The 26002-nt window shown below is 48.5% G+C and carries 21 protein-coding genes; 13 read left to right on the forward strand and 8 right to left on the reverse strand.

Annotated elements, in window-relative coordinates:
* The first annotated feature begins 1444 nt into the window (after window positions 1–1444).
* The 7 genes from JMM79_00165 to frr all read left to right on the forward strand — a co-directional run bounded on the left by JMM79_00165 (window position 1445) and on the right by frr (window position 6490).
* Complete coding sequence (locus JMM79_00165; GenBank protein QQY08400.1) at window positions 1445–1837, forward strand: hypothetical protein; 393 nt, start codon at window positions 1445–1447, stop codon at window positions 1835–1837.
* Window positions 1834–2163, forward strand: coding sequence for a hypothetical protein (locus JMM79_00170; GenBank protein QQY08401.1), 330 nt, complete (start codon window positions 1834–1836; stop codon window positions 2161–2163). The genes JMM79_00165 and JMM79_00170 overlap by 4 nt, the downstream gene beginning before the upstream one ends.
* A 108-nt stretch (window positions 2164–2271) precedes the next feature.
* Entirely contained in the window at window positions 2272–3246 is a 975-nt protein-coding gene (gene hemB / locus JMM79_00175) for a porphobilinogen synthase (GenBank protein QQY08402.1), read from the forward strand.
* A 254-nt stretch (window positions 3247–3500) separates the two neighbouring features.
* A complete protein-coding gene (locus JMM79_00180; GenBank protein ID QQY08403.1) occupies window positions 3501–4115 on the forward strand; it encodes a nucleoside monophosphate kinase in 615 nt (204 codons plus the stop codon).
* Window positions 4090–5085 carry a methionyl-tRNA formyltransferase gene (locus JMM79_00185; GenBank protein QQY08404.1) on the forward strand — a complete coding sequence of 332 codons (996 nt, stop codon included), beginning with the start codon at window positions 4090–4092 and terminating at the stop codon, window positions 5083–5085. The genes JMM79_00180 and JMM79_00185 overlap by 26 nt, the downstream gene beginning before the upstream one ends.
* A gap of 80 nt (window positions 5086–5165) precedes the next feature.
* The gene (locus JMM79_00190; GenBank protein ID QQY08405.1) at window positions 5166–5933 is read left to right on the forward strand and encodes a UMP kinase; all 768 of its coding nucleotides are present in this window, start codon (window positions 5166–5168) and stop codon (window positions 5931–5933) included.
* Entirely contained in the window at window positions 5930–6490 is a 561-nt protein-coding gene (frr, locus tag JMM79_00195; GenBank protein QQY08406.1) for a ribosome recycling factor, read from the forward strand. The genes JMM79_00190 and frr overlap by 4 nt, the downstream gene beginning before the upstream one ends.
* Before the next feature lie 384 nt (window positions 6491–6874).
* Here the strand turns inward: frr and JMM79_00200 are convergent, their stop codons facing one another.
* The 7 genes from JMM79_00200 to JMM79_00230 form a co-directional block, all read right to left on the reverse strand.
* Window positions 6875–8377 carry a glycosyltransferase family 2 protein gene (locus tag JMM79_00200; protein ID QQY08407.1) on the reverse strand — a complete coding sequence of 501 codons (1503 nt, stop codon included), beginning with the start codon at window positions 8375–8377 and terminating at the stop codon, window positions 6875–6877.
* 303 nt (window positions 8378–8680) lie between these two features.
* On the reverse strand, window positions 8681–9232 hold the full coding sequence (locus tag JMM79_00205; GenBank protein ID QQY08408.1) for a YqgE/AlgH family protein: 552 nt from the start codon (window positions 9230–9232) through the stop codon (window positions 8681–8683).
* A 97-nt stretch (window positions 9233–9329) separates the two neighbouring features.
* The gene (locus JMM79_00210) at window positions 9330–9545 is read right to left on the reverse strand and encodes a hypothetical protein (protein QQY08409.1); all 216 of its coding nucleotides are present in this window, start codon (window positions 9543–9545) and stop codon (window positions 9330–9332) included.
* Between the two features lie 715 nt (window positions 9546–10260).
* Window positions 10261–11601 (reverse strand): glycine--tRNA ligase, encoded by a 1341-nt coding sequence (locus JMM79_00215; protein QQY08410.1) that lies wholly within the window; start codon window positions 11599–11601, stop codon window positions 10261–10263.
* A gap of 65 nt (window positions 11602–11666) precedes the next feature.
* Window positions 11667–13568, reverse strand: coding sequence for a 1-deoxy-D-xylulose-5-phosphate synthase (locus tag JMM79_00220; protein ID QQY08411.1), 1902 nt, complete (start codon window positions 13566–13568; stop codon window positions 11667–11669).
* A 253-nt stretch (window positions 13569–13821) separates the two neighbouring features.
* Window positions 13822–15204 (reverse strand): sigma-54-dependent Fis family transcriptional regulator, encoded by a 1383-nt coding sequence (locus JMM79_00225; GenBank protein QQY08412.1) that lies wholly within the window; start codon window positions 15202–15204, stop codon window positions 13822–13824.
* Window positions 15192–15458: a hypothetical protein gene (locus tag JMM79_00230; GenBank protein QQY08413.1), complete on the reverse strand. Its 267-nt coding sequence runs from the start codon at window positions 15456–15458 to the stop codon at window positions 15192–15194. The genes JMM79_00225 and JMM79_00230 overlap by 13 nt, the downstream gene beginning before the upstream one ends.
* Before the next feature lie 440 nt (window positions 15459–15898).
* Between JMM79_00230 and JMM79_00235 the strand changes: the two genes are divergently transcribed.
* On the forward strand, window positions 15899–16156 hold the full coding sequence (locus JMM79_00235; GenBank protein QQY08414.1) for an acyl carrier protein: 258 nt from the start codon (window positions 15899–15901) through the stop codon (window positions 16154–16156).
* 46 nt (window positions 16157–16202) lie between these two features.
* Here JMM79_00235 and JMM79_00240 read toward each other — a convergent pair whose 3' ends face one another.
* The gene (locus JMM79_00240) at window positions 16203–17012 is read right to left on the reverse strand and encodes a GTP cyclohydrolase I FolE2 (GenBank protein QQY08415.1); all 810 of its coding nucleotides are present in this window, start codon (window positions 17010–17012) and stop codon (window positions 16203–16205) included.
* Window positions 17013–18723: 1711 nt separating this feature from the next.
* Here JMM79_00240 and JMM79_00245 point away from each other — a divergent pair.
* From JMM79_00245 to JMM79_00265, 5 genes are all read left to right on the forward strand, one after another.
* Window positions 18724–21213, forward strand: coding sequence for an LPS-assembly protein LptD (locus tag JMM79_00245; protein ID QQY08416.1), 2490 nt, complete (start codon window positions 18724–18726; stop codon window positions 21211–21213).
* Window positions 21214–21377: 164 nt separating this feature from the next.
* Window positions 21378–22688: a UDP-glucose/GDP-mannose dehydrogenase family protein gene (locus tag JMM79_00250; protein QQY08417.1), complete on the forward strand. Its 1311-nt coding sequence runs from the start codon at window positions 21378–21380 to the stop codon at window positions 22686–22688.
* Between the two features lie 332 nt (window positions 22689–23020).
* Window positions 23021–23620 (forward strand): CPBP family intramembrane metalloprotease, encoded by a 600-nt coding sequence (locus JMM79_00255; protein QQY08418.1) that lies wholly within the window; start codon window positions 23021–23023, stop codon window positions 23618–23620.
* Between the two features lie 259 nt (window positions 23621–23879).
* Window positions 23880–24722, forward strand: coding sequence for an acetyl-CoA carboxylase carboxyltransferase subunit beta (locus tag JMM79_00260; protein ID QQY08714.1), 843 nt, complete (start codon window positions 23880–23882; stop codon window positions 24720–24722).
* A 2-nt stretch (window positions 24723–24724) separates the two neighbouring features.
* Entirely contained in the window at window positions 24725–25987 is a 1263-nt protein-coding gene (locus JMM79_00265) for a bifunctional folylpolyglutamate synthase/dihydrofolate synthase (GenBank protein QQY08419.1), read from the forward strand.
* Window positions 25988–26002: the final 15 nt, after the last annotated feature.

The following is a 26002-nucleotide window of genomic DNA, read 5'->3' on the forward strand; positions in this document are numbered from 1 at the left end:
GGTCATCTGATGGTGCGTGTTATGGTGGGTCATGGTAGCAGCTATTTTTCTGATTGGGGTTAAGGCAGCACAATTAGGATGAGGCTCTGCTTTTTGGAGGGGCTTTCCGTTGCTGTTTGCCTAACTCCAAAGATGCCTTCCAGTAATCCTCACCGTTTTGCCTCTCCGGGGGCTTTGTCAATTTCCAGGAGAAGATTATCGTGTGTCATTTGGGTGCTATCCGGAACCTTCGAGCTATGGCAGTCTCGTGCATAAACAAGATGGGTACTTTCACTCAGGAACATGCGAGTGTTAGAGGAATACGTTGATCTAACAGGAAGAAAGAGTGAGGATGTTCTGCGGAATGCTTGGATGAAGAAGCTACTGCTAGACAGAATGAGCGACCTTATTGGACAGGGCCATGCTTGCTTACACTAACACTAAGCTAGACTCAGATCACAGTTACTCTAAGGTAGACGAAGTTCCCCTTCGGCTCTCATCGCAGGCTAACGTCAGTCATCACCAGCTGCGGTGAGGAGAGCACGTTCTTATCTGTAAGGGGGGGCCGTGAAGGAAGTGCCTGCTTTATGCTTGCCAATCAAGTGGAAAGTGGACGGGGATGTCTCCTCTCATTCTGATTCCTCCGGTACAGGAGGATTTATGGGGAGTGTCGCCGTGGATACGGGGGTTACCGTGTAACAACTGTAGCGTATCGCGAGTTTAGTAAGTCCAAAACCGCCTTTTCAAAAGGGGATGGAAGAAAGTTGATCTTTCTTGGTTACATCGCGTTCTTTGATCCCCTATGGAAACCAGTAGCTCAGCTATTCGGGCTCTGCTAGAGCGAGGAATTGCTTATAAAAGTTCTCACTGTGGAGAATAAGCCAGCAAGTCGTAGGGGTCTGGATGTAGGGCTTCAAAAAATTGGGCAGATGACAACAGGGCCTGAACTGGCTAGTCTCTCCGACAGCGATTTTCTGAAAAAACGAGGCGCGCTAGGATCCTAGCACAATTTCCCCCTCATTCGGAGGGGTAATCATACAGGACCCCTGAAAATCCTGTTAGGGTACCTGTAGATTCTTAGCGCCGATGTATCTTGGCCGCCCCTTTCACTCGGCATGGTTTGTAGAATCGCTCTTCACACAGACGCTCGTTACACATGTGACTCGGACTACTTAACCAGATTCCATTTTTTACAGAGCCAAGCCAAGCATTTTTCTTGCGTTAACAACGTTCATGGTAATGGTGATCGGTATATGGCTTCCTTATTCCACCGGCAGGTTTTTTTGGCCCTGTTTCCCCTTTTACCAGCATTCTGGCTCTAGATTATTGGCCTCATAGCTGTATATGTTGTGCTCGCACGTTAGCCAAAACTTGGTTTTGCAGACACTCTGGCCAATCTTTAGAGCGATGTTTTTTGCGCTCTTATATGGAGGATAGTCGACCGTCCACTCTACTTTTTGTATCTATGAAGAGTTTGCTAATTATTCCGAGGGAGAGTCGTCTGGTCGAACTGGCTTCAGATAAAGTTGCCTCCCTAGCATTCCTTTCTAAGCTGATAGAAGCAGCTCCAAATATCCTTCCCGAAGACGTCTTTCGAATGGTAGGGGAGCGAGAGGTACAGGCTAATACAGCCCTAGGACACACGGTTGTACGCCCTTATGCAAGAGTGAAACAAGGGAACGGTGTTCTCCTTTACACTGCCAGATGGTTTCCTACCGGCGTTAATTGTAGGGCAGTGGACTCCATACCCATGCATTTAGTGTGCATGTACTATGCACCCTCCAGTGAACGCGGGACATTCCTTAGGGAGATGTCCACTTTATCACATGCAAGGGGGTTGAGAGGGAGTCCAACATGAGAGCTCTTTTAGATGCCTCTTCGCTCGAAGAAGCAGGGGGTCATTTATCAAGACGGGCTGCCTGGGCATTGTCACCCACACCCATTCCGGATACTCGCGCCGGGATGATTCGAATTGCTCGCTGGGCATCAGTAATGGTGCCACCACAGAAAAACGAACTGGCTTTTCGATTAGTAGATACTTTGGTCATGGAAGGGGAAGAGACGACGCGTATTTCTTCCATTATTAATGACCTAGAGCTGGCTGAAGGAATTGAGAGACCACTCTGGATCTTGCCTCTTAGCTTAAGAGAGAGGGTATGGTGCAATGGTGAGGGTAGCGGCTGATTATTGGAGAACAGAAAGTGCTGAGCACTTCGAGAACCCTTTACAAATGCGTGGTTGTTCCGATGTAGGCCACGCCTTTAGCTTAAGCTAAGCTACAATTGAACTATCGTGCATGACCGTCCGCGCCGGAATCGAAAAAGTCCAGCGATCCGCTCGCTAGTTCGTGAGACGAGGCTGTGGAAAGCCAATCTGATTCAGCCGCTTTTTGTATGGGGGGGTGGAGAGTGCTTGGAAGTCAGCTCGATGCCGGGAATAAAAAAGCTAAGCGTGCAAGGTTTAGTGCGAGAGTGCGGGACTCTAGTACAATTAGGATGTCCTGCAGTGGCTATTTTCCCTTCCGTTGCATGGGAGTGCAAGGATGCTCGTGGCTCGCATAGCCTGGATTCCAACAACATCCTTTTTACTGCCGTGCGAGCTGTAAAGCAGTCCTATCCAGGACTAATGGTAATTGCTGACGTAGCTTTGGATCCCTATACGGACCACGGACACGATGGGATAGTAAACTTAAAGGGGCATGTAGACAATGACGCGAGCGTAGAAGCTCTTTGTAAACTTGCGGTAGCAGAGGCTGGAATTGGGGTAGATATAGTAGCGCCATCTGATATGATGGACGGGCGGGTAGGGGCAATTCGGAAGGCATTAGATAGTGCAGGGTTTGCAGAGGTCTCCATCCTCAGCTATGCTGTCAAGTACGCTAGTGCCTACTATGGTCCCTTTCGGGCTGCCGTGGGGAGTAGTGGCAACCCTTCATTGTTGGATAAGAAAAGCTACCAGATGGATCCAGCCAATGTGAGAGAAGCTGTCCGTGAGGCTCTACTGGACGTTCGAGAGGGTGCAGATATGCTTATGGTAAAGCCAGCGGGGCCCTATTTGGATGTAATCCATGTTGTGCGTGAGCAAACTCTTCTGCCTTTGGCCGCCTTTCAAACCTCTGGGGAATATGCACAGATCCATGCTGCAGCGCAACTTGGTTGGCTTGACTATGAGCAGACAAGGGATGAGGCTCTCCTTGCAATTCGTCGGGCCGGAGCAGATCTAATTCTGACTTACTTTGCCCGAGAGATAGCAGAAACACTATCCTAGCATGGGGGATAAGGTCGGGCTTCGCGGCGCGGGTGGGAAAAGCGTGCTCAGTTGGAATGGGGTTGACTGTTTTGGTGATTTGGTAAATGTCTCTGGCGTTCGCCCCAGGAAGTGGGGGAGCTCCACAAATTCTGTTGCAAAGGTTTCCGTTTTCCGTCTTGCTTATCCGACTAAGTGTAGAAAGCACCCCCTGCCATGCTAGTGGTAGGGTACCACTGGACCAAGAGAGATAAGACGAGAAAAAGCCTAGTGGCATGTTAAGACGTTATCGTACGTTCCTCATTTTTGGAGCACCCGGAAGCGGTAAGGGGACTCAGGGAAGAATTCTTGGGAAAGTTCCTAGACTATTTTACTATTCGTGTGGTGATATCTTTCGTGCTGTTGATACGCGTACCCGATTGGGTGCGCAGTTTCTGGAATATTCCAGCAGAGGAAAGCTAGTTCCTGATGAGATAACCGTTGAACTATGGAGGGTACGCATCCGACAGAGTGTCAAGTCTCACGAGTTTAAGCCTGACATTGACTTTTTAGTGCTAGACGGTATCCCTCGCACCCCAAGGCAGGCGGAGCTGATGCGACAGGTTATCGATGTTAGACGCGTGTTTCATCTAATCTGTCCCGTGCAGGAGGAATTAGTTAAACGCCTGAAGAAACGAGCCGTCAAAGATAACCGATTGGACGATGCCAATGAAGAAATAATTCGCCGTCGCTTAGAAATCTACGAACAGCAGTCCAAGCCCCTTTTGGAATGTTATCCTCCAGAAATCATTGTGAGTATTGATGCTACTCAATCTCCAATACGGGTGCTCCGAAGGATTGCTTCGTGTATCATTTGTGAACCAGATGCGTCGTGTTCCCCAGGAGAGTAGAGGGAAAAAGAAGAACAACCGCTATAAGATCATTTACGTAGGGACTGGGGAAATTGGGGTTCCTACATTGGCTACGCTTCTAAACTCTAGAAAATATCGGGTGCAAGCCGTGATCACCCAACCAGATCGTCCTGCAGATAGGTCTCTCACACTGCGCCCTCCGGCTCCAAAAATTCTTGCTTTGGAAAGGGGCATTCCAGTGCTGCAGCCAGAAAAACTGCAAGTAGATTTGCAAGCTATTTCGGCGCTTGAGCCCGACTTGATAGTTACAATGGCATATGGACAGATCCTCCCGAGAGAGATTTTACAACTGCCCAAGGTGGCTTGCTTGAACATACATCCATCCCTTTTGCCAAGGCATCGTGGCGCTACACCTATTCATGCAACTTTGCTTTGTGGGGATACGGAAACTGGAGTCACCATAATCTACATGTCTAGCGAACTGGACAGTGGTGACATCCTCCTCAAGGAGGCCCTCACGATTACCTACAGAGAAACAAATGGGCATCTGCAGGAACGCCTTTCCAAAATGGCTCCGCACACTTTAGTGAGGGCGCTTCATCTGCTGGAAAGCGGGGCAGCTACTCGTCTCCCCCAGGACTCTACATTAGCGACTTATTCCCACAGGCTAACCAAGCAAGACGCCCGCCTTTTTTGGACGGAAAAGGCAGATTTACTGGACCGTCGAGTCAGAGCGATGGACCCTTGGCCAGGGGCGTTTTGCTTATGGAGGAAAAATGGGAAAGATAGCAAGCGTCTACGCATCTTAGAAGCTGAGCCGAGAGAGGAAAGAGAGGATATAGAAAGAATACCAGGAGAAGTGCTTTCCGTTAATAAGGAGGGAATCACGGTCCAATGTTTCGGAAGTAGCCTGCTGCTTCAGAGAGTTCTTCCGGAGGGAAAGTGTTCCATGCTCGCCACTGAGTTTGCTATGGGATATCGGGTCCAGGTAGGGGACATACTTGGATAAATAACATGACATGAGACCTGGTATGCAGGAGAGAAATAACGCCTTTGCAGTGGCCTTGCAGTGGCCATTGGTGCTACCTTATGGGATTGGCTAATGGGCAGAGCACGACCTTACCAAGATACCGCAGGATCATTCTTAAGTTGAGTGGAGAGGCTCTCCGTATAGCTGGAAGCAATGACAGCATTTCCCCACAAATCGTGGCTGGTATTGCCAGCCAGATTAAAGAGGTCCAACGTCTGGGTGTGGAAGTAGCCGTTGTGGTGGGGGGAGGCAATATTTGGCGTGGCCTTGCCGGAAGCCATCGGGGCATGGACCGTGTGACAGCTGATTATATGGGCATGCTTGCCACTGTTATCAACGGCATGGCCTTGATGAGTACGCTAGAAGAGATTGGCTGTACCGTGCGCCTTCAAACAGCCATTGAAATACACAACATTGCTGAGCCTTTCATATTACGTCGTGCTGTGCGCCACTTAGAGCGTGGGCGCATTGTGATTTTTGCAGCAGGCACAGGTAATCCCTATTTTTCGACAGACACTACTGCAGCACTGCGTGCCAATGAAATTGGCGCACAGGTTGTCCTGAAAGCTACGAAAGTAGATGGGATTTACGAGGCCGATCCCTTAGTTTATCCCCACGCGGTGCGCTTTGCGCACGTCACCTATCGGGACGCACTCTCACGGAGGCTGGCTGTAATGGACTCCACTGCTTTTAGCCTTTGCATGGATAACCATATCCCTATCATCGTCTTCGACATGTTTGAAACTCAGAACATCTATAAAGCAGTCATGGGGAAGCGAATTGGCACGCTGGTTTCCGAATCTTATGATTACGAACCACCGCCATGAACTTGGAACAGATACTCTTTGAGGTCGAGGAGCACATGGAAAAAGCTGTTAGCCGTATGGTACAGGAACTTAGGACTGTTCGTACGGGAATGGCCTCTCCTGCGTTGGTGGAAAACTTAGACGTGGAGATCTATGGTACAACGTGTAAACTTAGGCAACTCGCGCTCATCACTGTTCCAGAACCTCGCTCACTTCTCCTTCAGCCTTTTGACGTGTCTGCTATACGCAGTATAGAACGTGCTATTCACGAATCTCGCCTCGGTCTTCCACCTGTAGTGGATGGGAAGTTGATTCGCGTCTTCATCCCAGAACTCTCCGAACAGCGCCGTAGGGAACTAGTACGTATGGTCAAGCAGATTGCTGAGGAATCTCGTGTGCGTATACGGGCGTCTCGTCGGGATGCCTTGGAGGCTGCCAAAAAGTTGGAGAAAACGGGCATTCTGACAGAGGATGAGCTCCGTTCTGCCAGAGAGAACATCCAGAGGCTGACCAATTGTTTTATTGGACAGGTGGACAAGCAGGTGGAAACCAAAGATGCGGAGTTGATGAAGTTCTAGCGGCCTGAATTCCTAGCAATGAGTCCCTTTTTTTAGAGGAGGGGAACAAAGGAGGTCCCAGTAGGCCGTTTTTGTCCCAGCCTAGAGCTCGCTCCCTACAACACTTCTCCAAAAAGCGCGGAGGAATACAACCTGTGGCTGGCAAAAGAAACTAGGGCCCCTTTGGGGTAAGGATTCGGCCCGCCTTTGGAAGGGATAAAAAGAAGATAAGGGGGAAAGAGGGGCCACCTCTAGTTGCTCCCGAGGAGCAAAGGCACATTGCTAATGCGGCGGCTCTCGCGGGCCTCCAAGCGGTTTATTATATCTTGGCCGGCGGAGCCCAAATGGCTCTAATTCGTCACCGTAATCGGCAAACTTAACAGCTTCTCAAGCCGTTATCTCCCTCTAACGGTCCCGAGAATTAGCAAGAGTCGACCAACGCTGTAACCAGAATGTGATGGATAGAAACGCCACATAGCCAAATCCGACAAGAAATACCAACAGAAACGGTATGGAAAACCATTGTCTATTTAAAGTAGCTGTTCCTACGCAAAAGCCAAAGTAGATGGTAAAGAGAAGTTCAGCGAAAGGTAGGGATGAACACAACGGCCAATAGCGAGGGCGCACTCTCAGACGTCTCGAATTGAACTCATTCCTGATTCCATACTTTGGGGTGCGCTTGAACTCAGACTGGTGATTGAAGATTGCCTCGACAACCCCGCGAGCATTATTGATTGACATACCAGCTGCCAGTGCAGGCAGCATGGGAAGCAACCAAAGCTCTCGCAACCATCCATGTGGATTAACATATCGCTGAACCATGATATAAAAAAAGGGGATGGAGATTGAAGTAGTAACGAAAATCGGTATGTCCACTAGGAGTATGTAAGGAACACTGTGTGCTGTGGCGAAGGAATTAGGAAAGACCAGTAAACAGAGAAGGAGAAGCAAAAGATAGCTGAAGTTTGAGACCAAGTGGACAGTACCTTCCAATTTGGTAAGCAGAGGAATATTAGACTTCCAAAGTTGCGGGAGAAGTTTTTTACAAGTTTGAATGGATCCCTTGGTCCATCGATGTTGCTGGGATTTAAACCCACTCATATCAACCGGCAACTCGGCAGGGACTACGATATCAGGAAGAAATAAGAATTTCCATCCACTCATTTGTGCACGGTAACTGAGATCCAAGTCCTCCGTGAGAGTGTCATAGTGCCATCCCCCAGAGGTTACTATACAAGATTTTCTCCAGATTCCAGCCGTACCGTTGAAGTTGAAGAACCTACCACTTTTACAGCGAGCGGTTTGCTCTAGAAGAAAATGCCCATCCAGAAGGATGGCCTGGATACGAGTCAGAAAGGAATAACATCGATTAAGATGTCCCCACCGCATCTGTACCATACCGATTTTAGGGTTTGTGAAGTGGTGAATGGTCTTAAGAAGGACGTGAGGCGGTGGAATAAAATCTGCATCGAGAATAAGGACGAACTCCCCCTTTGCTGTTTCTAGACCAGCAGCAAGTGCACCAGCTTTGAACCCAACACGGTCCCTGCGATAAAGGTACGCTATATCAAACCCGGCTTCGCGAAGCGCGCTAGATTCGCGTTCTAGAACAACACGAGTGTCATCGCTAGAATCATCCAGTATCTGAATCTGGAGCTTTTCCCTGGGATAGTCAATTTTGCTGACGGCATCCAGGAGCCTCTCTCCTACATAATACTCATTAAAGATGGGCAGCTGAACTGTCACTATGGGAAGGTGTTCCCACTGTCTTGACGGTTGAACCTCTTGGTTTTTGTAGCGGAGGAAAAGATAGCAAATAACGAGCCTGTGCATTCCATATACGGAAAGGCTAATAACTACTAACAGATAACAAACACTCCATATGGCACCGCTAAAAACTATGTCCATAGGAATTCAGGCGAATAAACTACTCTCACGCGCTCGCGTTCTTTTCTTTTTTCTTTCTTCCTTACGCTCTTTGTACGCACCTGGGTTAAGTTCAGAAAAAGCTAATGGTGGAAGAGCAAGCAAACACATTCCACACTAGCGCTTGCTCAGAATTAGAAAGCATCTAAGGAAACACGCATGGCAGGCACCGCTGGCCTTTTATTTTTGTACCGTTCCTATTCAAAGTAGATCCCTTGCGGCTCTAAATCCGTCTTGCGAGAGAAACCAGCGGAACCTCCCCTCTGGGAGGGGAAGGCCGTTAAACTAATTCAGAGAAGGGTCATCTGGCACTTCGGTAAGGAGTTTGAAGATAGGATTCATCTGGCAGATGGTTTCTTTCCAGGCAGAAGTAGGGTGGGGCATATTAATTAGGTCACGATTGGGCTGGATGAGAAACCACACATTTGCAGCAATCTCTTCTTCTAACTGGCCACGATTCCATCCAGAATAGCCAGCAAAGGCACGTAACCCACGAGTCCATTCCGGTGCTATGTCTAAGGACTCTGAAAGGTTTGTAAAGGACTGAAACTTCACCCCCCGTGGACACTCGACCCATCGTAGACTCGCAATACTGACTTCCCCAGGGGCAACGGGACCCCCGTAGAAAAGAGGAACTGGAGCAAAAGTAGAAGGCGTAGGATACACCTCACCGATGGTTTTATGCAAGGGACGGTTCAGGACGAAACCCAGCGCTCCCTCTTCCGGATTATAGTAGGGAAGGAAGAGAATCGTTTTGCGAAAACAAGGGTCCTTCAAAGCCGGGGCGGCTATTAGGACAGAACCAGTCAAGCTAACTGGAGACAAGTAATTCCTCACCCCACCTCTTATAAGGTAAGAGATAGGAAGAGTCAATACAAGGGACAAACCCATCCCTTGTCCTACTCCTTGCAAGAGGAGCCCGACATGGCAGATCTTAGTCTAGGCTGCCAAAAAAACTAGATAGATCTATTGATGAGAGTCGTTCGAGATTCTTTGAAAAGAGAAGAGGATCTGTAGGGAATTGCCTCTTTCCAGGCTGCAGTGGGAACCGGTGAAATCCTAGCTCATTGAAAAGTCCATTGAATTTCTGCTGAAAACCTAGGACAAGAACCCAGTTAAGAGTAGCTTCATCTCTTTTCTCGAGAACCATTCCTTATCTCCACAACGTATCCCCAAAAAAAGCGCGAGGCAGCCCGCATGCAGTCAATTTCCAGAGTTTTCTTTTCCAGGCTGGACAACTTTGGAGGCTTTTGGAGCCGACGGAGCGAAAAGTCCTCCCGCACTACCTCCTCAGAGGAATAGTAGGTGCCCAAAACCTATGCCCAGAAACATGGGAGGAATTGCACCGCAGCAATGCCAAGTGATTTGCACGGTCCCAAAGAGGTATTTGGCTGCCCCCAAAGCACGTCGCTTATGTTGCCAACTCTTACTCAAGCAATGCATGAGGCTAAGCTGGAAGGTAGGTTTTTTGGAAAAAACTTTATGCTCTCTACGCATCATGGACGTGGCTACAGAAGGACGCCGCGCTATTGTGCCCCAGGCTGTTAGCAGAAACCATCCCATCAAGTGATATGCAAGGCTCTTAGAGCCGGCCGGCTCCTATTGTGCCCCTCATATCCTGTGAGTTGTTCTTCTCTCAGGCCTTTTTGGATTACCTGCACCTTCTAGGGTAGATGGAACGCAGATTTCCTCTTCTAGACGGTGTCTGACTTCCGTATAGACCGACGGATAGTCTTTCTTAATGCAGCTTGGAATAAAATGAAACGTGGCCAACCCAACTTATTATTCTAACTGCCCCCTTCTTAGCGGGTGAGACGATTGGCGAATTGGTACTCTATAGGCGATAGCGGAATGTCGACTTCTCCTTATTCCCCTATCCCTCGGAGAAGGAAAGCCTTCAGTTCGGGAATGGAAATGCGTTCCTGTTGCATGGAGTCGCGATGACGCAGGGTAACTGTGTTGCGTAGGGCAGGGTTTCTCTCGCTGACGGTATCAAAGTCAATGGTGACACCATAGGGTGTGCCTATCTCATCCTGCCGCCTGTAGCGACGACCGATAGCACCAGCCTCATCATAGGCAATATTTAGGCGGCCGCGAAGAGAGCAAGCAATTTCTCTAGCCTTTGCTACTAATGCAGGTTGATTTCTGAGAAGGGGAAAGATCCCACACTTAACGGGGGCCATCCGTGGATGCAAATGGAGAACGGTGCGGACTTCAGGTTTTCCAAGGCTGTTAGTTGTCGTTTCTTCGTCAAATGCTTCACAAAGGAGTGCAAGAACTGTACGGTCCACACCAGCACTAGGTTCCACCACGTGAGGGATGAAGTGTTGCCTAGTTGTTTCTTCAAAACACCCCAGAGATTTACCGCTGGCGCGAGCGTGTTGAATAAGGTCATGGTTGGCACGATAAGCAATGCCCTCCAGTTCTTGGGTCCCAAAAGGGAACCTGTACTCGAGATCGTAAGTTTTTCTAGAGTAGAAAGCACGTTCTTCTTCTGGAATTTCGCGAACATGAATCTTTGTGCTGGGGATACCGATATCAGCATAGAAGCGAAGCCTTTCCCGCAGCCACTTTTCTAGAAAAAAAAGACTGTCTTTCTCTTTGCAAAAGTACTCCAATTCCATTTGCTCGAATTCACGAGAACGAAAGATGAAGTTGCGGGGATTAATTTCATTGCGAAATGCTTTTCCAACCTGGGCAATTCCAAAGGGAATTTTCTGGCGAGAGGCATCTAGGATATTTTTGAACTGAACGAAAATGGCCTGTGCAGTTTCTGGCCGTAGGTAGATGAGGTTCTCTTCGCTTTCTATAGGGCCTGCAAAGCTTTTGAACATGAGGTGAAAGGAACGAGGCGCAGTTAGATCGCAACTTCCACAACGTGGGCAACAAGGAACAGTACCATTCCCTTTCGGTAGCTGCTCCACACGGTATCGGATCTTGCAAGAACGGCAGTCCACCAGGGGTTCGATGAAAGATTTTTCGTGGCCGCTAGCTTTCCAGACAGCAGGGTTCATAATGACAGAACCATCCAATCCTACGACGTCTTCCTGCTCATGGACAACGCGCTGCCACCAGAAGTTCTTAAGATTACGTTTTAATTCGACTCCCAATGGGCCATAATCCCAGAAGCCATTGAGACCTCCATAGATTTCAGAGGATGGAAAGATAAACCCTCTGCGCCTGCAGAGGCTAACTATCTTCTCCATACGAGGAGCACCGGGCATAGTATGTAAAAAAACCTTCCTCAACCTTCTAAGGTAGAAGTGACAGGTTAATGAGAATGGGAGGAGAGAGTTGTTAAAATTCGGTTAGCTGCGACTGTAGCGGTAATTCCATACTTCTGTCGTAAAATAGAAATGGCTCCATGTTCGATGAAGTTGTCTGGCCATCCAATACGCACCACAGAAGTTGTAATGCGAGCATCACTAAGATGCTCGAGCACAGCACTACCAAATCCGTTGTGAAGAACGTGGTCTTCCAGAGTGCAAATGACAGAGCAACAGCGGGCAAAGAACTTGATCGCAAGATCATCCAACGGCTTAATCCAGCGCGCATTGATCACAGCTGCACTGATTCCTTCTTTGTCGAGCAGTTCGGCAGTTTCCAAGGCCAATTCACACATATTGCCGAGTCCAAACAGAGCAACTTGTGTTCCGTGACGAAGAACCTCCGCTTTACCGATTTCCAAAAGTCGGGGGATACCTTCCAAGCGTGCCCCAGTACCGACGCCACGGGGATAACGGATGGCAATTGGGCCACTCTGATAGTGAGCCATGGTCCATAGCATATCCCGAAATTCAACTTCATCTTTGGGCTGCATATGGACCATGCCTGGAATGTGCCGAATGTAGCCGATATCGAAAAGACCGTGGTGTGTCGGCCCATCCTCACCGGAAAGTCCAGCACGATCCATACATAAGCAAACATTAAGATTTTGCAGCGCTATATCATGGACAATCATGTCGAAAGCCCGCTGCATGAAAGTAGAATAAACAGCAAGGAACGGCTTCATGCCCTGGGTGGCAAGTCCACAAGCAAACAGTGCAGCATGCTCTTCAGCGATACCCACGTCAAAAAAGCGCGTGGGGTGCCGGCAAGCAAAGCGATTGAGCCCGCTGCCAGTAGGCATTGCAGCAGTAATAGCCACGATCTTATCGTTTTGCTCGGCAAAATTTGCCAAGATCTCTCCCAGGAGCTCTGAGTAGGTTGGGGTAGGGGAAGGGGGTGTTTCTCCTGTATCTAGATGAAAGCTTCCCAGTCCATGGAATTTATCCGGTTTTTCTAGAGCAGGCCCATAGCCCTTACCCTTCTTAGTAAGAACATGGAGGATAACAGGTTCATTTTGTGATCTGAGAAATTCAAATGTTTTGATGAGAAGAGAAATATCATGTCCATCTAGTGGCCCAAAGTAACGGATGCCCAAATCTTCGAAGAGCACGCTGGGAGATAGAAAACTCTTCAACCCAACCTCAGCCCTATGAACCAGTCTACGGGCTGGCTTCCCAGCAAGCCACTCCATGAATCGGCCAGTTTTTTCTTGAAGGTGGGTATAGGCAGAGTTGGTAACGATGCGGTTGAGATACCTAGCGACTGCACCTACATTTCTGGCAATTGACCATTCATTATCATTGAGAATAATGATAAAGCGTGAGGTGGTCGCCCCTACGTTGTTTAGGGCTTCGAAGCTAGTACCGCAGGTGAACGCGGCGTCTCCAGCTACAACAACAATGTGCTCTCCTCGCCCACTTACATCCCGGGCAGCAGCCATGCCTAATCCCGCAGAGAGTGCTGTGCCGGCGTGGCCGGCTCCATAGGCGTCATGTTCGCTTTCAGTACGAAGCAGGAACCCATTGAGTCCTTGAAATTGACGAAGAGTGGCGAGGCGTTCCCGCCTTCCAGTGAACATTTTATGGACATACCCCTGGTGGCTAACATCAAAAACCAACTTGTCTCTCGGTGTGTTGAAGACCCGATGTAGCGCAATAGTGAGCTCTACTATACCGAGATTTGGGCCAAGATGTCCGCCTGTCCGAGAAAGTATCCGGATAAGCTCATGACGAATTTCTTCAGCTAAAGTCAGAAGTTGTTTTTCCGAAAGTTCTTTGACGTCTTGCGGACTGTTGATGTGGGGAAGTATCCCTTCCTTCACCCGTGTATGGTTGGGGACCGTCATCGATTTTTCATCCTCAATTTTTCCAATAGCGTTACCTTAACGACAGCTTCAGTCGCCGAAAATTGCCCTCCGGCTACCGTATTTCCCCATAGAAAACATGGATACCCCTTCCTCAATCTGTCAGAAAAAAGCCAACCCATTGAAACCGGGCCAGTAAGTGGAGCCCGAGCATCTCCCATGCGAGGATATTGCAGAAGGTATTGCAAGAACGTAGAGGATAAGAAGGGTGAAAAATAAAAACGAGGGCGGGTTTCTAGTCTCTTTGCATTCCCAATTGGCGTAAACGCCGGTATAAGGTGCGGCGGCTAATGCCCAGCTTCCGGGCAGCTTCGCTACGGTTCCCCTTACATATTTCTAGAGTCCGGAGAATGAGATTATGCTGAGTTTCTCTAAGAGTGGGAGATTCCAATGGGAGTGGCAAGTGGGAATCAGGCAAACAAGCGGACAGCGTGGAGGACAGTCTAGAGTGTACCGAAACGGGGAGATCTCTCGGGAGAATAAGTGGGCTCTTACTCATTACCACACCATGTTCAATAACTGTACGAAGCTCTCTCACGTTACCAGGCCAATGATATTCCAATAGGCAGGCCATGGCCTCGGTACCTATTGCCTTGAGGGGTTTTCCATTTTCCCGGCAGGACTCCTCAAGAAAGGCCTGAGCCAGTGCAGGAATGTCTTCCCGACGTCTTCTCAAGGCTGGCATGGTGATTTGCACAACATTCAAACGGAAGAAGAGATCATCCCGAAATTTTCCCTCACTTACAAGTTTTTGGAGATTTTTGTTCGTGGCAGCAATAAGTCGCACGTTGGTTTTAAGAGTGTGATTGCTGCCCACGCGTTCAAAGGTGTGTTCTCCCAGGACACGCAGAATTTTTACCTGCGTGCTGAGATCGATTTCACCAATTTCATCTAGGAACAATGTCCCACCACTTGCTTGCTCAAAACGTCCAATGCGCCTCTCCATAGCTCCAGTAAATGCTCCTTTCTCGTGACCAAAAAGCTCACTCTCTAGTAGTTGGGGAGAAAGGGCAGCGCAGTGTACAGCCACACATGATGCAGCAGAGCGAGGACTCAGGTGGTGAATAGCCCTGGCTGCTAGCTCCTTGCCAGTCCCGCTTTCCCCTAAGATGAGAACTGTAGCCCTCGAGGAGGCAACCTGCCTAATAGTCTGCATAGTTTCAGCAATGACTGGGGAGGTTCCGATGATGCCTTCCGACCCAGATTTATACCCCATCCGCTGCTTTAAACCTTGATCTCCTTTCTTAACTCTCTCTCGCAAGCCACGCTCGATGAGCAACTCCAGCTTTTTTAGGTTTAAAGGTTTGGTGACAAAGTCATAAGCACCGCGCTTTATGGCCTCCACAGCCACATCCACTGTGCCATAGGCAGTTACCATGATACACAGTGGGGGGCGGCGTAGCTTTAATGCGGCATCTATAAGATGCATGCCATCTTCTACCCCCAACCTTAAATCCGTAATAAGCACATCTATTGATCCTTCGCCCAACACAGTGAGAGCCTCATCCGTATCGCTAGCAACAAAGATTTTAAACGCATCATCTAGAGATGCCCGTAGCCCTTCCCTAGCATTCTTTTCATCGTCAACAACTAGGAGTGTCGGTTTTAAAGAGACCACTTTCTTTTAAGGAATTTTGGCTGCGCGCAGGCTAGCATAGCGCGCTGTCCAGAAACTACTACAAAGGTACACGACACCTCCCCTACTTCCGCTAAAAAGAGGAATAGAAGAGTCTCAACCACTACCTCGACCACTACCATTATCAGCAGTTCTTTTTGTACAGTGACATTGTGGCGGAATTCCTTTCCGTCTGCTAGTTCTGGAAGATTAATGGATACTTCTCTCCTTGGGATGAGAGCTAATAGGAGCTCCATACCAACCTTTTGCTGCTTACCGCGGAAAGAAGATGTTCTTCTACACGGGCAACAAAATATCGAACAATCGAAATGGACTTTTAGCTCCTAGGAGGGCAGCATAGCTAATGCGCTGGGGGCCGTGGACCATTCTGGGATGCTCTCTGTGGTCGCCCTATCAAACAAACTCCCGAAAGAATGAAGCTCTTCCAGGATACTAAGTATTGCTCCTACACTTCAATCTCGCAGGAGTCGGTAAACAGATACCAGCCTCATGCGAGGCAACAAATTGTGCGGGACTGCCTTCTGCAAAGGGGATCCAAGATGGAGGGAGATTTGCCCCATGGCCCTGAAAAATAGTAGCTTCGCCCTCGGTAAGGCAGAATAGAGCCATTTCTGAAGAAAAATGTTAGTCAGACATCTCCGCACGTCGCTCATTTTAATCTAACTATACGCGCCCTATGACCGATAGATCCATTGAAGAGAAAGTAAAAGATATTATTGTCGAACAACTTGGGGTTAACCTAGAGCAGATAACCCCATCCGCTTCCTTTATTGAGGACCTAGGAGCGGACTCCCTCGATACTGTAGAACTTGTGATGGCTTTTGAGGAGGAATTCTCCGTCGATGTCCCCGATGAAGATGCGGAGAGACTGCAAACCGTCGGTGATGTCATCCAGTATATTAGGGAAAAAAAATCCGCAAGCAGCGGGAGCTAAGCATCCCTCTCCTTCTTTCCTTTTGTAAAGGCATATTTGATCATCCTTATGGGTACTGCTTACCTACGCCTCCTTCTACAAGGGCGTATGCATTGTGGTTATGAATGGATTCAAAGTTCTCAGCTTCTATTCGATACCAGATAATTTTTGAATTTCTCTCTGCCAGTGTAGCAATATTCCGGACCAGATCCTCCACAAAAACTGGATGTGTATAGGCGTATTCGGTAACAGCCTTTTCATCTGGCCTCTTTAACAGACTATAGAGCTCACAACTGGCGCTTTTCTCCACCATCTGAATTAAGTCTTCAATCCATATTGGTGGTTCAAACCTTGCAGAGCAAGTGACCAGTCCTCTCTGACTGTGTGCCCCTTGAGCACTGATTGCCTTTGAGCAGGGGCAGAGGGTTGTGATTGGAACAATAACAGTTAGCATAAAATCACGCTCCTCCCCAAATAAGGTAGCACTAAGCCGCACCGTATAGTCGAGCAACCCACTAGAGTGGGTAACCGGTGCCTTTTTCTCCAGAAAAAAAGGGAACTCAAGTTCCACGTGGGCACTAGAAGACTGCAGCCTGCTCTTGAGGAGGATGGGGATGTCGTAGATGTTCTCCACATGGAGGATGGGGCTATGTGAGCGTAGGGCTTCAACAAAGCGACTCATATGGGTGCCCTTCTGATGGGCAGGTAGATCAACTGCAAGAAGGACTGTAGCAATGGTACTTTGAAGAGCGTGGTGATTTTTGTCCCGGATCTGAATAGGATAACGAAGATTCTTGATGCCCACTCGCTTAATAGCAATTTTGCGGTGATCGAATGAACTTTGTGTGTCTATTAATGGTAGATCGGTGCTCTTCATGGAGGCCAAAAGTAGTGGAGTCCGCTGTGGAAAGACAACTCTGTCAGTGATGGGGGATCTTAAAAAGCTGAGGGATCAGCCGTTCATACAGTCCTCCTACCGCAAGAGGAAATTTTCTTAGAAGAATCTAATATTCTGTACCTTGGCCACCTCTATAGTAAGTGCTATTCTTGACCATGACGCTATTGGTACCGCTTCTAGTAAATGGCTTGAAATAGACTGGAACTCTCAAATGGAACCCGCTGCCAATGCCCTTACATAGAGTTAGAACTTAAATAAGTCGAGGAGACCTCCCAGAAGGTTGTTGCTCCGCTGAGGAGGTATTTAGGGTGCACGCGTCGGCTGCCGTTGGGCAAACAAAGAGAGGCCGCGTCCAGGGAGATTTCTGGGTACTATCACTGTTGTTTTGCGTCAGTAACATCCATAGGTGGGGAATTTCTGTTGTGTAAGGCTATTGTAGGAAGGGAATAATTCGCATACAATTCTCTGACACAGAACGAAGTTAAGTTACCTTCTGGTCAGCGGGTTATTGCTTACGAGCGCCTCCGTATCCCACGCTATTTTACAAGGATTTTCACTGAAGGACCTTCACTACTGATTAGGAGCAGACGGGTTGTATTGAAGGACGTTTGTGTTGAGCAGACTGCCCGTAGCTACACACACTATCCGTGGTAGCTCTTGAAAAAAAGGGGGAAGATGGCCTGTGACAGGTATTTTCGCCTTTCTACCGTGCAGGGTTGGTGCAAGGTGATCTTAGAGATGCATGCAAGCCCCCCTGCCCCCTTTAGAAAATAGTATTCAACTATAAGCCGTTGTGCAATTTATACTGCCACTTCTAGTAGAGAGGTCTATATCTAGCCTGAAGAAACTTTTTAGAACAACAGTCTTGCGAGATTTGCCTACTGGATACAACGGCAGGATTGATGTGGGTGGCCGGATACGGGTGGCCGGTCTTTTTTTGCCAACCTGCTTGGCAGTCCAGAGAGGGCACTGGTCGGTAGGAGGCTTCGGCCCAAAGCTCTAGCCAATTCCCGTGGTGCATCCGAGCTCCTTTTTGCGAAAAATCCTCTCGTTAGTATAAAAAAGTTTTTGGGATTTGCTATGGTGTCACATTTCAGTGGGGGAAGTTTCTAAATTCTCAAGAAAGGCTTGTGGTGCAGGCTACTACCGATGGAAATGTACCTCCTATTCCAATGCACTTGGGACACCCTTATTAAGTAATCCAAGAGGGAGATCAGTTGAATGTTGTCAGAAGATACTTACATGGATTGTCCAACCCCGGATAGCACTCGTATCTGGCCAATGTTCCCATTCTGGGAGAGCTTGCTCAACGTAAGGGCCTGGTACTGCTGCAACCTAAGGAGTGGAGGATAATTCTTGTGCAGAGAACCAATCGAACCTCTCGGGAAGATGACGGCAATCTAATGTCAAGCTCAGAAAAAACCTCGATGCCCCGGAGGTTCCTCCTGCACTAACTGCCGCTGCCGTAGGGAAGTCAGAAATGCATCTGGCTGGATATCTTCGGTATTAAGGTGAGCGAGATATCATCAAGAATCCGTGACCCAGGCAGTTTTATTCGTGACTCAGGCAATTGAAATGTCCATTTGGATATTAAGATTTCAGCAGCCCTTATCTCCTTGAGGAACAGCGCTTTCTATGTTCTGTGCTATGCTGTCGAGGTTCCAAGCTTCTTTAATCTAGATTAAGCTAGATGAAGAAGCATACAGAAACCGTGACGATTGTCACCCTTGCTATCCTCCTTCTCCTCCCTACCTACTTTTTCCGACTGGATAATCTGGGAGCCTCATCATCTTCAGTAGAAATTACAGCTGAGAAGGCTGCCAGTTTTGAAGAAGGTATTTTCACAGCCGAAGGCCACGTACAGGTCCATCACAAAGGCATCTACGTCTACTGTGACCACGCCGAGTATAGGCCAAGAACTAAGGACATCCTCCTTCTGGGCAATGTTCGCATCCATTCACCGGACATCTCAGCCATTGGACAGCACGTACTCTATAATATGCAAAGCGAGCATGCGCACACCTTAGAGTGTTCCATGGTACACTATCCGATACTCTTACGTGCCCGCAGTGCCTGCATACTGCCCCGTGCGCTTCGCGCTCAGCAGGTCGTTCTTACCACGGACGACCAATCAGAGCCAGGCTATCATATTAGGGCAAAAGCCGTGTATATTTACAAAAATAAAAATGCCAGGATGGTGTGTCTTTTTCCAACTTTCTATGTGGGAAGGATGCCAATTTTCTGGATTCCTTACTTTTCCATTGGTCCAAATGACACTGGATTAAAGGTTATCCCCGGATATAATAGTGAGTGGGGGGTTTTTGTGCTAGCTACTTATTCCTTTGCCTACGAGGGGTTAGACGGTAGCCGACTTGGCAGGATACACATAGATCGTCGCGCACACCACGGCATGGCTTTTGGCTTTGACGCCGTCGTACGGGCTACCAAGAATGAGGGCAGCCACGGGAATTGCACTGCCTACTGGACCTCCAGCAATAAACCCCTTGCTAGAAATGGAATTCCGGCTTTGGGTAATACCGACTACAGGCATCGTTATCGGCTTTCCTATAGCCAAAACATTTTTTTTTCGGGGAACACTTACGCCATCTGCGACCTGAACGCACTAAGTGATTGTAATATAATGCGAGATTTTTATCCCGCCGAATCGCAAAATCCCAAACTAGGCAACCATATCTCTCTAACCAAGCGTGGCCAAAATTACACCATAAACCTCCTTAATTGCTTCCAAATCAATGATTTTCAAAATACAGTTGAGCGTCTTCCAGAATTGGCTTTGGATGTTAAACAACATCCCATTCTTGGGGGTCCCTTGTATCTAGAGGGTACATGGACCCTGGGTCAGCTAAGACGACCCCTTGTAGGAGAGTCATGGTCTGGAGCAAGCGGTAAGCAGCTTTTGGGTTTCTGGGCTAATAAAAAGAGAAACCTGCACTTTGCTGCTAGACTAGCAAACCGTCCAGTTTGCCGCCTTGGAGGCTTTATCAAGATTTCAATGCCAAAAACCCACTTCGGATGGATCACCATTGTACCATACGCCGGGGTTCATGCCACACTGTACAAACGGCTGAGCGGCTCCTTTAAGGAGTTAACTGGCATGGCTGGCATGGGTACAGCTGATCAAGGGACATGCAAAGTCTTCACTAACAGAAGAGGAATTTTTAGGAGAGGGTCCATTGCTCCAAACGCCCAGAGGCACAATGTTGCTACTTGGTACAGTGCCCTTCACGAAAAAGAAAACAATCTCTGCAACCCGATGCGCTCAAGAAATGGGGTTGCCTTTCATCCTGGAGCCAACTGCGGCCTTGAATCGTCTTTTAAGATCTCCCGTGTGTACCGGTTACAGTCTCAACTTCTTGGCTTGGACGATTTAATGCATGTCGTGCAACCCTATGTAAGCTATTCGGTAGTCCAAAATCTCAGAAGCAAGCCCGGTTTATTCTACCAGTTCGATACCGTTCAACAAACGACTCAGCGGATCCCCATCAGTTTCCCAGATTTTCAGGCTGTCGACGCCATCGATTCCTGGAATGTTTTCCGAACAGGAGTCCGAAACAGCCTCGTCACTCGTCGCAATAGTGGAAACTACCGATGGCTCACCATGGACACATTCTTCGATTACAACTTGCGTAACCCCTATTCTCTGGCGAGAGTAGGGAGCTTTAGCAGTCTCGTTACCTATTGTCCATCTCGTTGGTTGACTGTAAGCTGCGACATCCAGGCTCCTCTAGATCGGGAGGGATTTGCACAGTTCGACCTGAACTTTAGTTTAATGCCAGCTCGAGGCTTGCAATTCGCAATTGGCTACTACTACTTAAACGATTATCCGACACGACAGGCGTCTGGCATCCACGCGCCATCTCCCGGCAACATGAATCAGATGACCCTCGACGCCTACTTTCGTTTGAATGAGAACTGGGCAATGAGCAGTCAGGAGCAACTTGATGCCAACCGAAGACTGCTCTCGTACCAACGCTATTTCATCCATCGGGATTTATCCTCTTGGATCGCCTCCTTTGGCATGGATATACGCAACCAGAACCAGAAGCTACGAACTGGCCTCGTATTGGTAATGACATTAAAAGCCGCACCTCAGGTGGTAATTCCTCCAGGGCTAGATCCTCTCCGTAAACCCCTCTTGCCGACTAAGGGGGATCTTTAAGAATGAACCACAAGCAGAGCGATACGGAAGTGCAAAAAGGTAACATACCTCTCCGTTTAGTGTTTCTTAAACAGACTTGACTAGTTGGTTTTTCGGGTGGTGTTGTGGTTGATTATGTTGCCATGGCGCCGCTAGATCTGACGTAGCTCCAGCTTTGGACCTTCATGAAGTTATGTATCATTGGCGCCGGACATGTTGGGTTAGTTACAGGTGCTTGTTTTGCAGAAGTTGGTCACCATGTCATTTGTATAGACAACGACCAGCGCAAGATAGATATGCTTGCAGCGGGTAAGATCCCCCTTTACGAACCACAATTGGAGGAACTTTTGAGCAGAAATATAGCCGCCAAGAGGCTCTTCTTTAGCAACAGCGTGAAAGCGGGGGTTGATGCATCGGAAGTAATATTTCTTGCTGTGCCTACTCCTCTTAGAGCAGACGGAACCGTAGATCTTTCCTGTATCGAGCAGGTAGTACGCGAAATCGCCCCAGCTCTCGGAGCGTACCGGATCATCGTGGACAAGAGTACCGTTCCAGTCAAGACCGGTGAAAAAATGGCGGAAATCATCCAAATCATCCGTCGCCACAATGCAGCTAGTACACTGTTCGACATTGTAAGCAATCCGGAATTTCTGAGAGAGGGATCCGCCGTCAGGGACACGCTGCACCCTGACCGTATTGTGATTGGTAGCTCCAGCCAGCGTGCGATCGCACTCATGAGAAAAATCTATGAACCCTTTTCCGCCCCACTTCTCATCACGGATGTAAACAGCGCAGAGCTTATCAAACATGCGGCCAACTCCTTCCTCGCTCTCAAGATATCCTACATCAACATGGTAGCACGGATTTGTGAGGCGAACAAAGCGGACGTTAAAAAGGTTGCAGACGGAATTGGTCTAGATAAGCGTATCGGGCGGGGTTTTTTAGACGCCGGAATTGGCTACGGAGGTTCTTGCTTTCCCAAGGACGTTGCAACCTTTATTGCCATATGCCAGCAGCAATTGGGGAGGCCTTTTGGGCTGCTTAGGGAGGTCCAGAAGATCAATGATACCCAGCTAGAGTACTTTATAAGTAAAATTCGAGGAGCACTTCAGGTACTCGAAGGAAGAAAAATCGCCGTTTGGGGGCTCACCTTTAAGCCGGACACGGATGATATCCGAAATTCGGTCGCCGTTGCCCTAGTGAATCTTTTAATTTCGGAGGGTGTAATAGTCCAAGTGTACGATCCTAAGGGGATGGAGAAGTCCAGAAGACTTTGGGCGAAAACGGCGGCTCGCTTCGCTTCGTCACCCCTCGAGGCAGTGCAAGGGGCAGAGGCGCTAGTGATCGCAACCGAGTGGAAAGAATTCACCTCCGTCGATCTCAGGGAAGTAAAAGCTCGGATGCAAGCTTGGTTTATTTTTGACGGGAGGAATCTCCTCAATCCATCAGTGGCACGTCAGTTCGGCTTTAGCTACTACAGCATCGGTCGATTTTAATTTTCGGTTCTAGCTTGTTACTCCATGCCTTCTTCTTTTTCGCGATGATATACCAAGCAATAAGGAGAAGCGGCCTAGCTCTGACAGTTGGGGTAGTGGCGTCCATGTGGCTGGCGCCGCCTATCTATTGGCTGCTACGGGCACTCGGTGGGGAATTTCCTTTGCTTGGGGCACCACCCTTCCACCGTATATGGAGGCGCGTACTACTAGGATGTGCAGTAGGAGCTTTACTGGTTTCACTAAAAACCTTAGATTTTGGGTGGTTACACCTACAAAAAAATCGGCACAGGTGGCAAGATTGCAGCCTGGGTTTTCTCTTCGCAGCCGTGCCGATGGTGCTGCTTACAGCAATCTATGTTCATTCTGGTGTGTGTAGGACCGAGGGGAATATTGGACTGTTTGCCTTCCTCGGGGTGGCAGCACGAGCTATCGGAATCTCCATTTTTGAGGAAACTCTCTTCCGTGGCCTGCTGTACGGACTAAGTCGACAGGAAATAAGTGCCCCTACTTCTGCCCTATGGACTTCTTGGATTTTTGCTATCCTTCACCTTACACAATCTTCGGGCTCCACACATCCAGTAGATATTTGGAGTGGATGGAGGGAATTACAGTGCTTGTTTAACCCTACTCTACCTTGGTCTACTTTCCTTTTCGCTCTAGTGAGCCTGACTGCCGTTGGCCTCCTACTCTGCTGGGTGACGGAGAAGACTCACTCTTTGGCCCTACCGATTGGACTGCACGCTGGATGGATCTCTGTCATCCAGTCAGGAAATTTTTTTGTGAAATTCCAAATGGAGACACCGGGCAATTTACCATGGGTAGGACCTCATGCAGTCTCCGGCACTATACCTGTCGGAATTCTTGCCATCCTAGCATTGTGCTTCACCTTCTACCTGTGTTGGAGGTATCTCCACCGGCGGAAGGTTGCCTGAACTCATATAACGACTTCTTCACTTATCCATTAATCTTTCTCGATTGTAGCGTGGATACGGCGTCGGGTTGTTGATTACAATAGTAAGCAAGGATGCCTTTGGATTGCCTTCTCCATTGTACACACCGAACAGGTTGTTGCCTCTAGGCAAGTTATCAGGCTGGACGCTCTCCAACAGCACTGTCCCTAGAGAGCTTTTTGGCTTGGGATAGGCCCCTATCCTCATGGTAGGTTGGCCCCTCCTCCGTGAGATATACAAAATGCCCATCTTTAAAGAGCCAGTCTTTAACGCTCGTGGAAATAAACATCAGGAGACTCCAGAAGGAACGTGGACCAAGTGTCCTTCCTGCAAGGACATCATTCACAATCTAGCTTTAGCAGAGAATCTTTTTGTCTGCACCAAATGTAGTTACCATTTTACGCTAGGCGCGTGGGAACGGATCGCGCATCTTGTCGACCCGGGATCATTCAAAGAACACGATGCTAAGATGGTTGCTGCTGACCCCCTAAAATTCCGTGGGGTAGCTACTTATAAGGAAAGACTACAGACCTATCGTGAAAAAACTGGTCTAGTCGATGCAGTTATTACTGGGGAGGCCGCCATTACTCAGTGTCTCATTGGGCTTATAGTAATGGATTTTCATTTCCTCGCAGCTACTATGGGTTCGGTAGTTGGGGAGAAAGTCACTCGACTTGTTGAGTGGAGTACTCGTAGTAGGAGACCTGTCATTGCCATTTGTGCTTCAGGAGGGGCTCGTATATACGAAAGTATATTTAGCCTCATGCAAATGGCGAAAACCAGCGGCGCCCTAGCACTACATGCCAGAGCAGGTCTTCCCTACATTGTAGTACTCAGTAATCCTACCTACGCAGGTGTCATGGCAAGTTTTGCCTCCCTAGGGGATGTTATTCTTGCAGAACCACGAAGTATGATAGGCTTCGCCGGCCCTCGTGTCATTCGGGAGACAACCCACCAAAATTTGCCAGAGGGCTTTCAGACTGCCGAATTTCTGGAAAAACACGGATTACTTGATCATATTGTGCACCGCACCCAGTTACGACCATTCCTGGCACGGATCCTCAGTTATCTCTGCCAGACATAGAAATGACTTTTGACAAGGCCTTGAGGTGGCTATATTCCAGGAGGCGCTTTGGCATCAGGTTGGGATTAGAAACAACGCAATTCCTTCTTGCTCTCCTCGGCAATCCAGAAAAAAAACTGAGGTTCCTGCATGTCGCTGGAACTAACGGTAAGGGGTCCGTTTGTGCGTTTTTAGACTCAATTTTGAGGGCGGAAGGGAAAAAAACTGGACTTTTTACTTCCCCGCATCTGATGGACTTTCGAGAACGCATCCGTGTGAATGGTAGGCCAATTTCTAAGGAGGCGGCTGCAGAGGGCTTAACTCTCTTGAGAGATTTAGCAAATTCCCATACTCATAAACTTCGTAAACTAGAACCCACTTTTTTTGAGCTCGCTACAGCGCTGGCTACCTGGTACTTCCTGCGAAAAAATGCAGAGGTCGCTATTTGGGAAACGGGCATGGGAGGGCGTTGGGACGCAACTAATGTAGTCACTCCGTTGGTATCCATTGTTACATCTATCTCTTTCGACCATCAGCAATGGTTAGGAAATTCTCTAGTAGAGATCGCCTGCGAAAAATCTGGGATCTTTAAGGCAGGCGTTCCTGCAGTTTCGGCACCTCAGTCCATCGAGGTAGCGGAGACATTGCGAAGTAGAGCGGCTATTTATCGTGTGCCACTGTATTTCGTAAAAGCTCCCTGGAGCGCTTCCAAGATAGGACTGCGTGGAGAGCACCAACGATGGAACGCGGCAGTGGCCGTGGCAGCTTTAGAAGCTAGCGGAATCACTATCTCTACTGATTCCATTTCCAATGGCCTGGCTAATACCCACTGGCCTGGAAGATTCCAGATTCTCTCCGAGAGGCTGGTAGTGGATGGAGCCCATAACCCTGGAGCCACGCGCACTCTTGTTGCTACTTGGAAAGAGGTATTTGGAAATCAACAAGCCTGTGTAGTATTTGGTTCGTTGGAAGATAAAGAAAGCAAAAGGATGTTAGAAATACTTTCTACCATCACTCGAGAGTTTCGGTTTGTTCCTGTTACTAACCACCGGTCCAGCGGCAGGTACCTAGCACCTCCGCACAAAATCATTGGTCATTTCGAGAACCTTAGTGCTGCCTTAATAGCTCCCCCTCAACCGGAAAATACTATTATCCTGATAACGGGATCGCTCTTTTTGGTTGGGGAAATACTGGCGCAAAAGGCGCGAAAAAGAGAGTCCACTGATTTTGTTTCTCCTGGCCCAGGGGGAGGCAAACAAAACAAACTGCCAACCCTATTAGGATAGAGAGTGGCTGCAAAC

This window comes from Candidatus Xiphinematobacter sp. (genome assembly GCA_016766635.1).
Classification (GTDB): domain Bacteria; phylum Verrucomicrobiota; class Verrucomicrobiia; order Chthoniobacterales; family Xiphinematobacteraceae; genus Xiphinematobacter.

Bases quoted from the DNA above. Each gene is read 5' to 3' on its own strand.
- JMM79_00245 (QQY08416.1), top strand. From the start codon at position 18,724: ATGAAGAAGCATACAGAAACCGTGACGATTGTCACCCTTGCTATCCTC.
- JMM79_00260 (QQY08714.1), top strand. From the start codon at position 23,880: ATGCCCATCTTTAAAGAGCCAGTCTTTAACGCTCGTGGAAATAAACAT.
- JMM79_00230 (QQY08413.1), bottom strand. From the start codon at position 15,458: ATGGAGCTCCTATTAGCTCTCATCCCAAGGAGAGAAGTATCCATTAAT.
- JMM79_00210 (QQY08409.1), bottom strand. From the start codon at position 9,545: ATGGTTCTCGAGAAAAGAGATGAAGCTACTCTTAACTGGGTTCTTGTC.
- JMM79_00180 (QQY08403.1), top strand. From the start codon at position 3,501: ATGTTAAGACGTTATCGTACGTTCCTCATTTTTGGAGCACCCGGAAGC.
- JMM79_00165 (QQY08400.1), top strand. From the start codon at position 1,445: ATGAAGAGTTTGCTAATTATTCCGAGGGAGAGTCGTCTGGTCGAACTG.
- JMM79_00215 (QQY08410.1), bottom strand. From the start codon at position 11,601: ATGGAGAAGATAGTTAGCCTCTGCAGGCGCAGAGGGTTTATCTTTCCA.
- frr (QQY08406.1), top strand. From the start codon at position 5,930: ATGAACTTGGAACAGATACTCTTTGAGGTCGAGGAGCACATGGAAAAA.
- JMM79_00255 (QQY08418.1), top strand. From the start codon at position 23,021: ATGGTGCTGCTTACAGCAATCTATGTTCATTCTGGTGTGTGTAGGACC.
- JMM79_00250 (QQY08417.1), top strand. From the start codon at position 21,378: ATGAAGTTATGTATCATTGGCGCCGGACATGTTGGGTTAGTTACAGGT.
- JMM79_00170 (QQY08401.1), top strand. From the start codon at position 1,834: ATGAGAGCTCTTTTAGATGCCTCTTCGCTCGAAGAAGCAGGGGGTCAT.
- JMM79_00240 (QQY08415.1), bottom strand. From the start codon at position 17,012: ATGAAGAGCACCGATCTACCATTAATAGACACACAAAGTTCATTCGAT.
- JMM79_00200 (QQY08407.1), bottom strand. From the start codon at position 8,377: ATGGACATAGTTTTTAGCGGTGCCATATGGAGTGTTTGTTATCTGTTA.
- JMM79_00220 (QQY08411.1), bottom strand. From the start codon at position 13,568: ATGACGGTCCCCAACCATACACGGGTGAAGGAAGGGATACTTCCCCAC.
- JMM79_00190 (QQY08405.1), top strand. From the start codon at position 5,166: ATGGGATTGGCTAATGGGCAGAGCACGACCTTACCAAGATACCGCAGG.
- JMM79_00235 (QQY08414.1), top strand. From the start codon at position 15,899: ATGACCGATAGATCCATTGAAGAGAAAGTAAAAGATATTATTGTCGAA.
- JMM79_00265 (QQY08419.1), top strand. From the start codon at position 24,725: ATGACTTTTGACAAGGCCTTGAGGTGGCTATATTCCAGGAGGCGCTTT.
- JMM79_00185 (QQY08404.1), top strand. From the start codon at position 4,090: ATGCGTCGTGTTCCCCAGGAGAGTAGAGGGAAAAAGAAGAACAACCGC.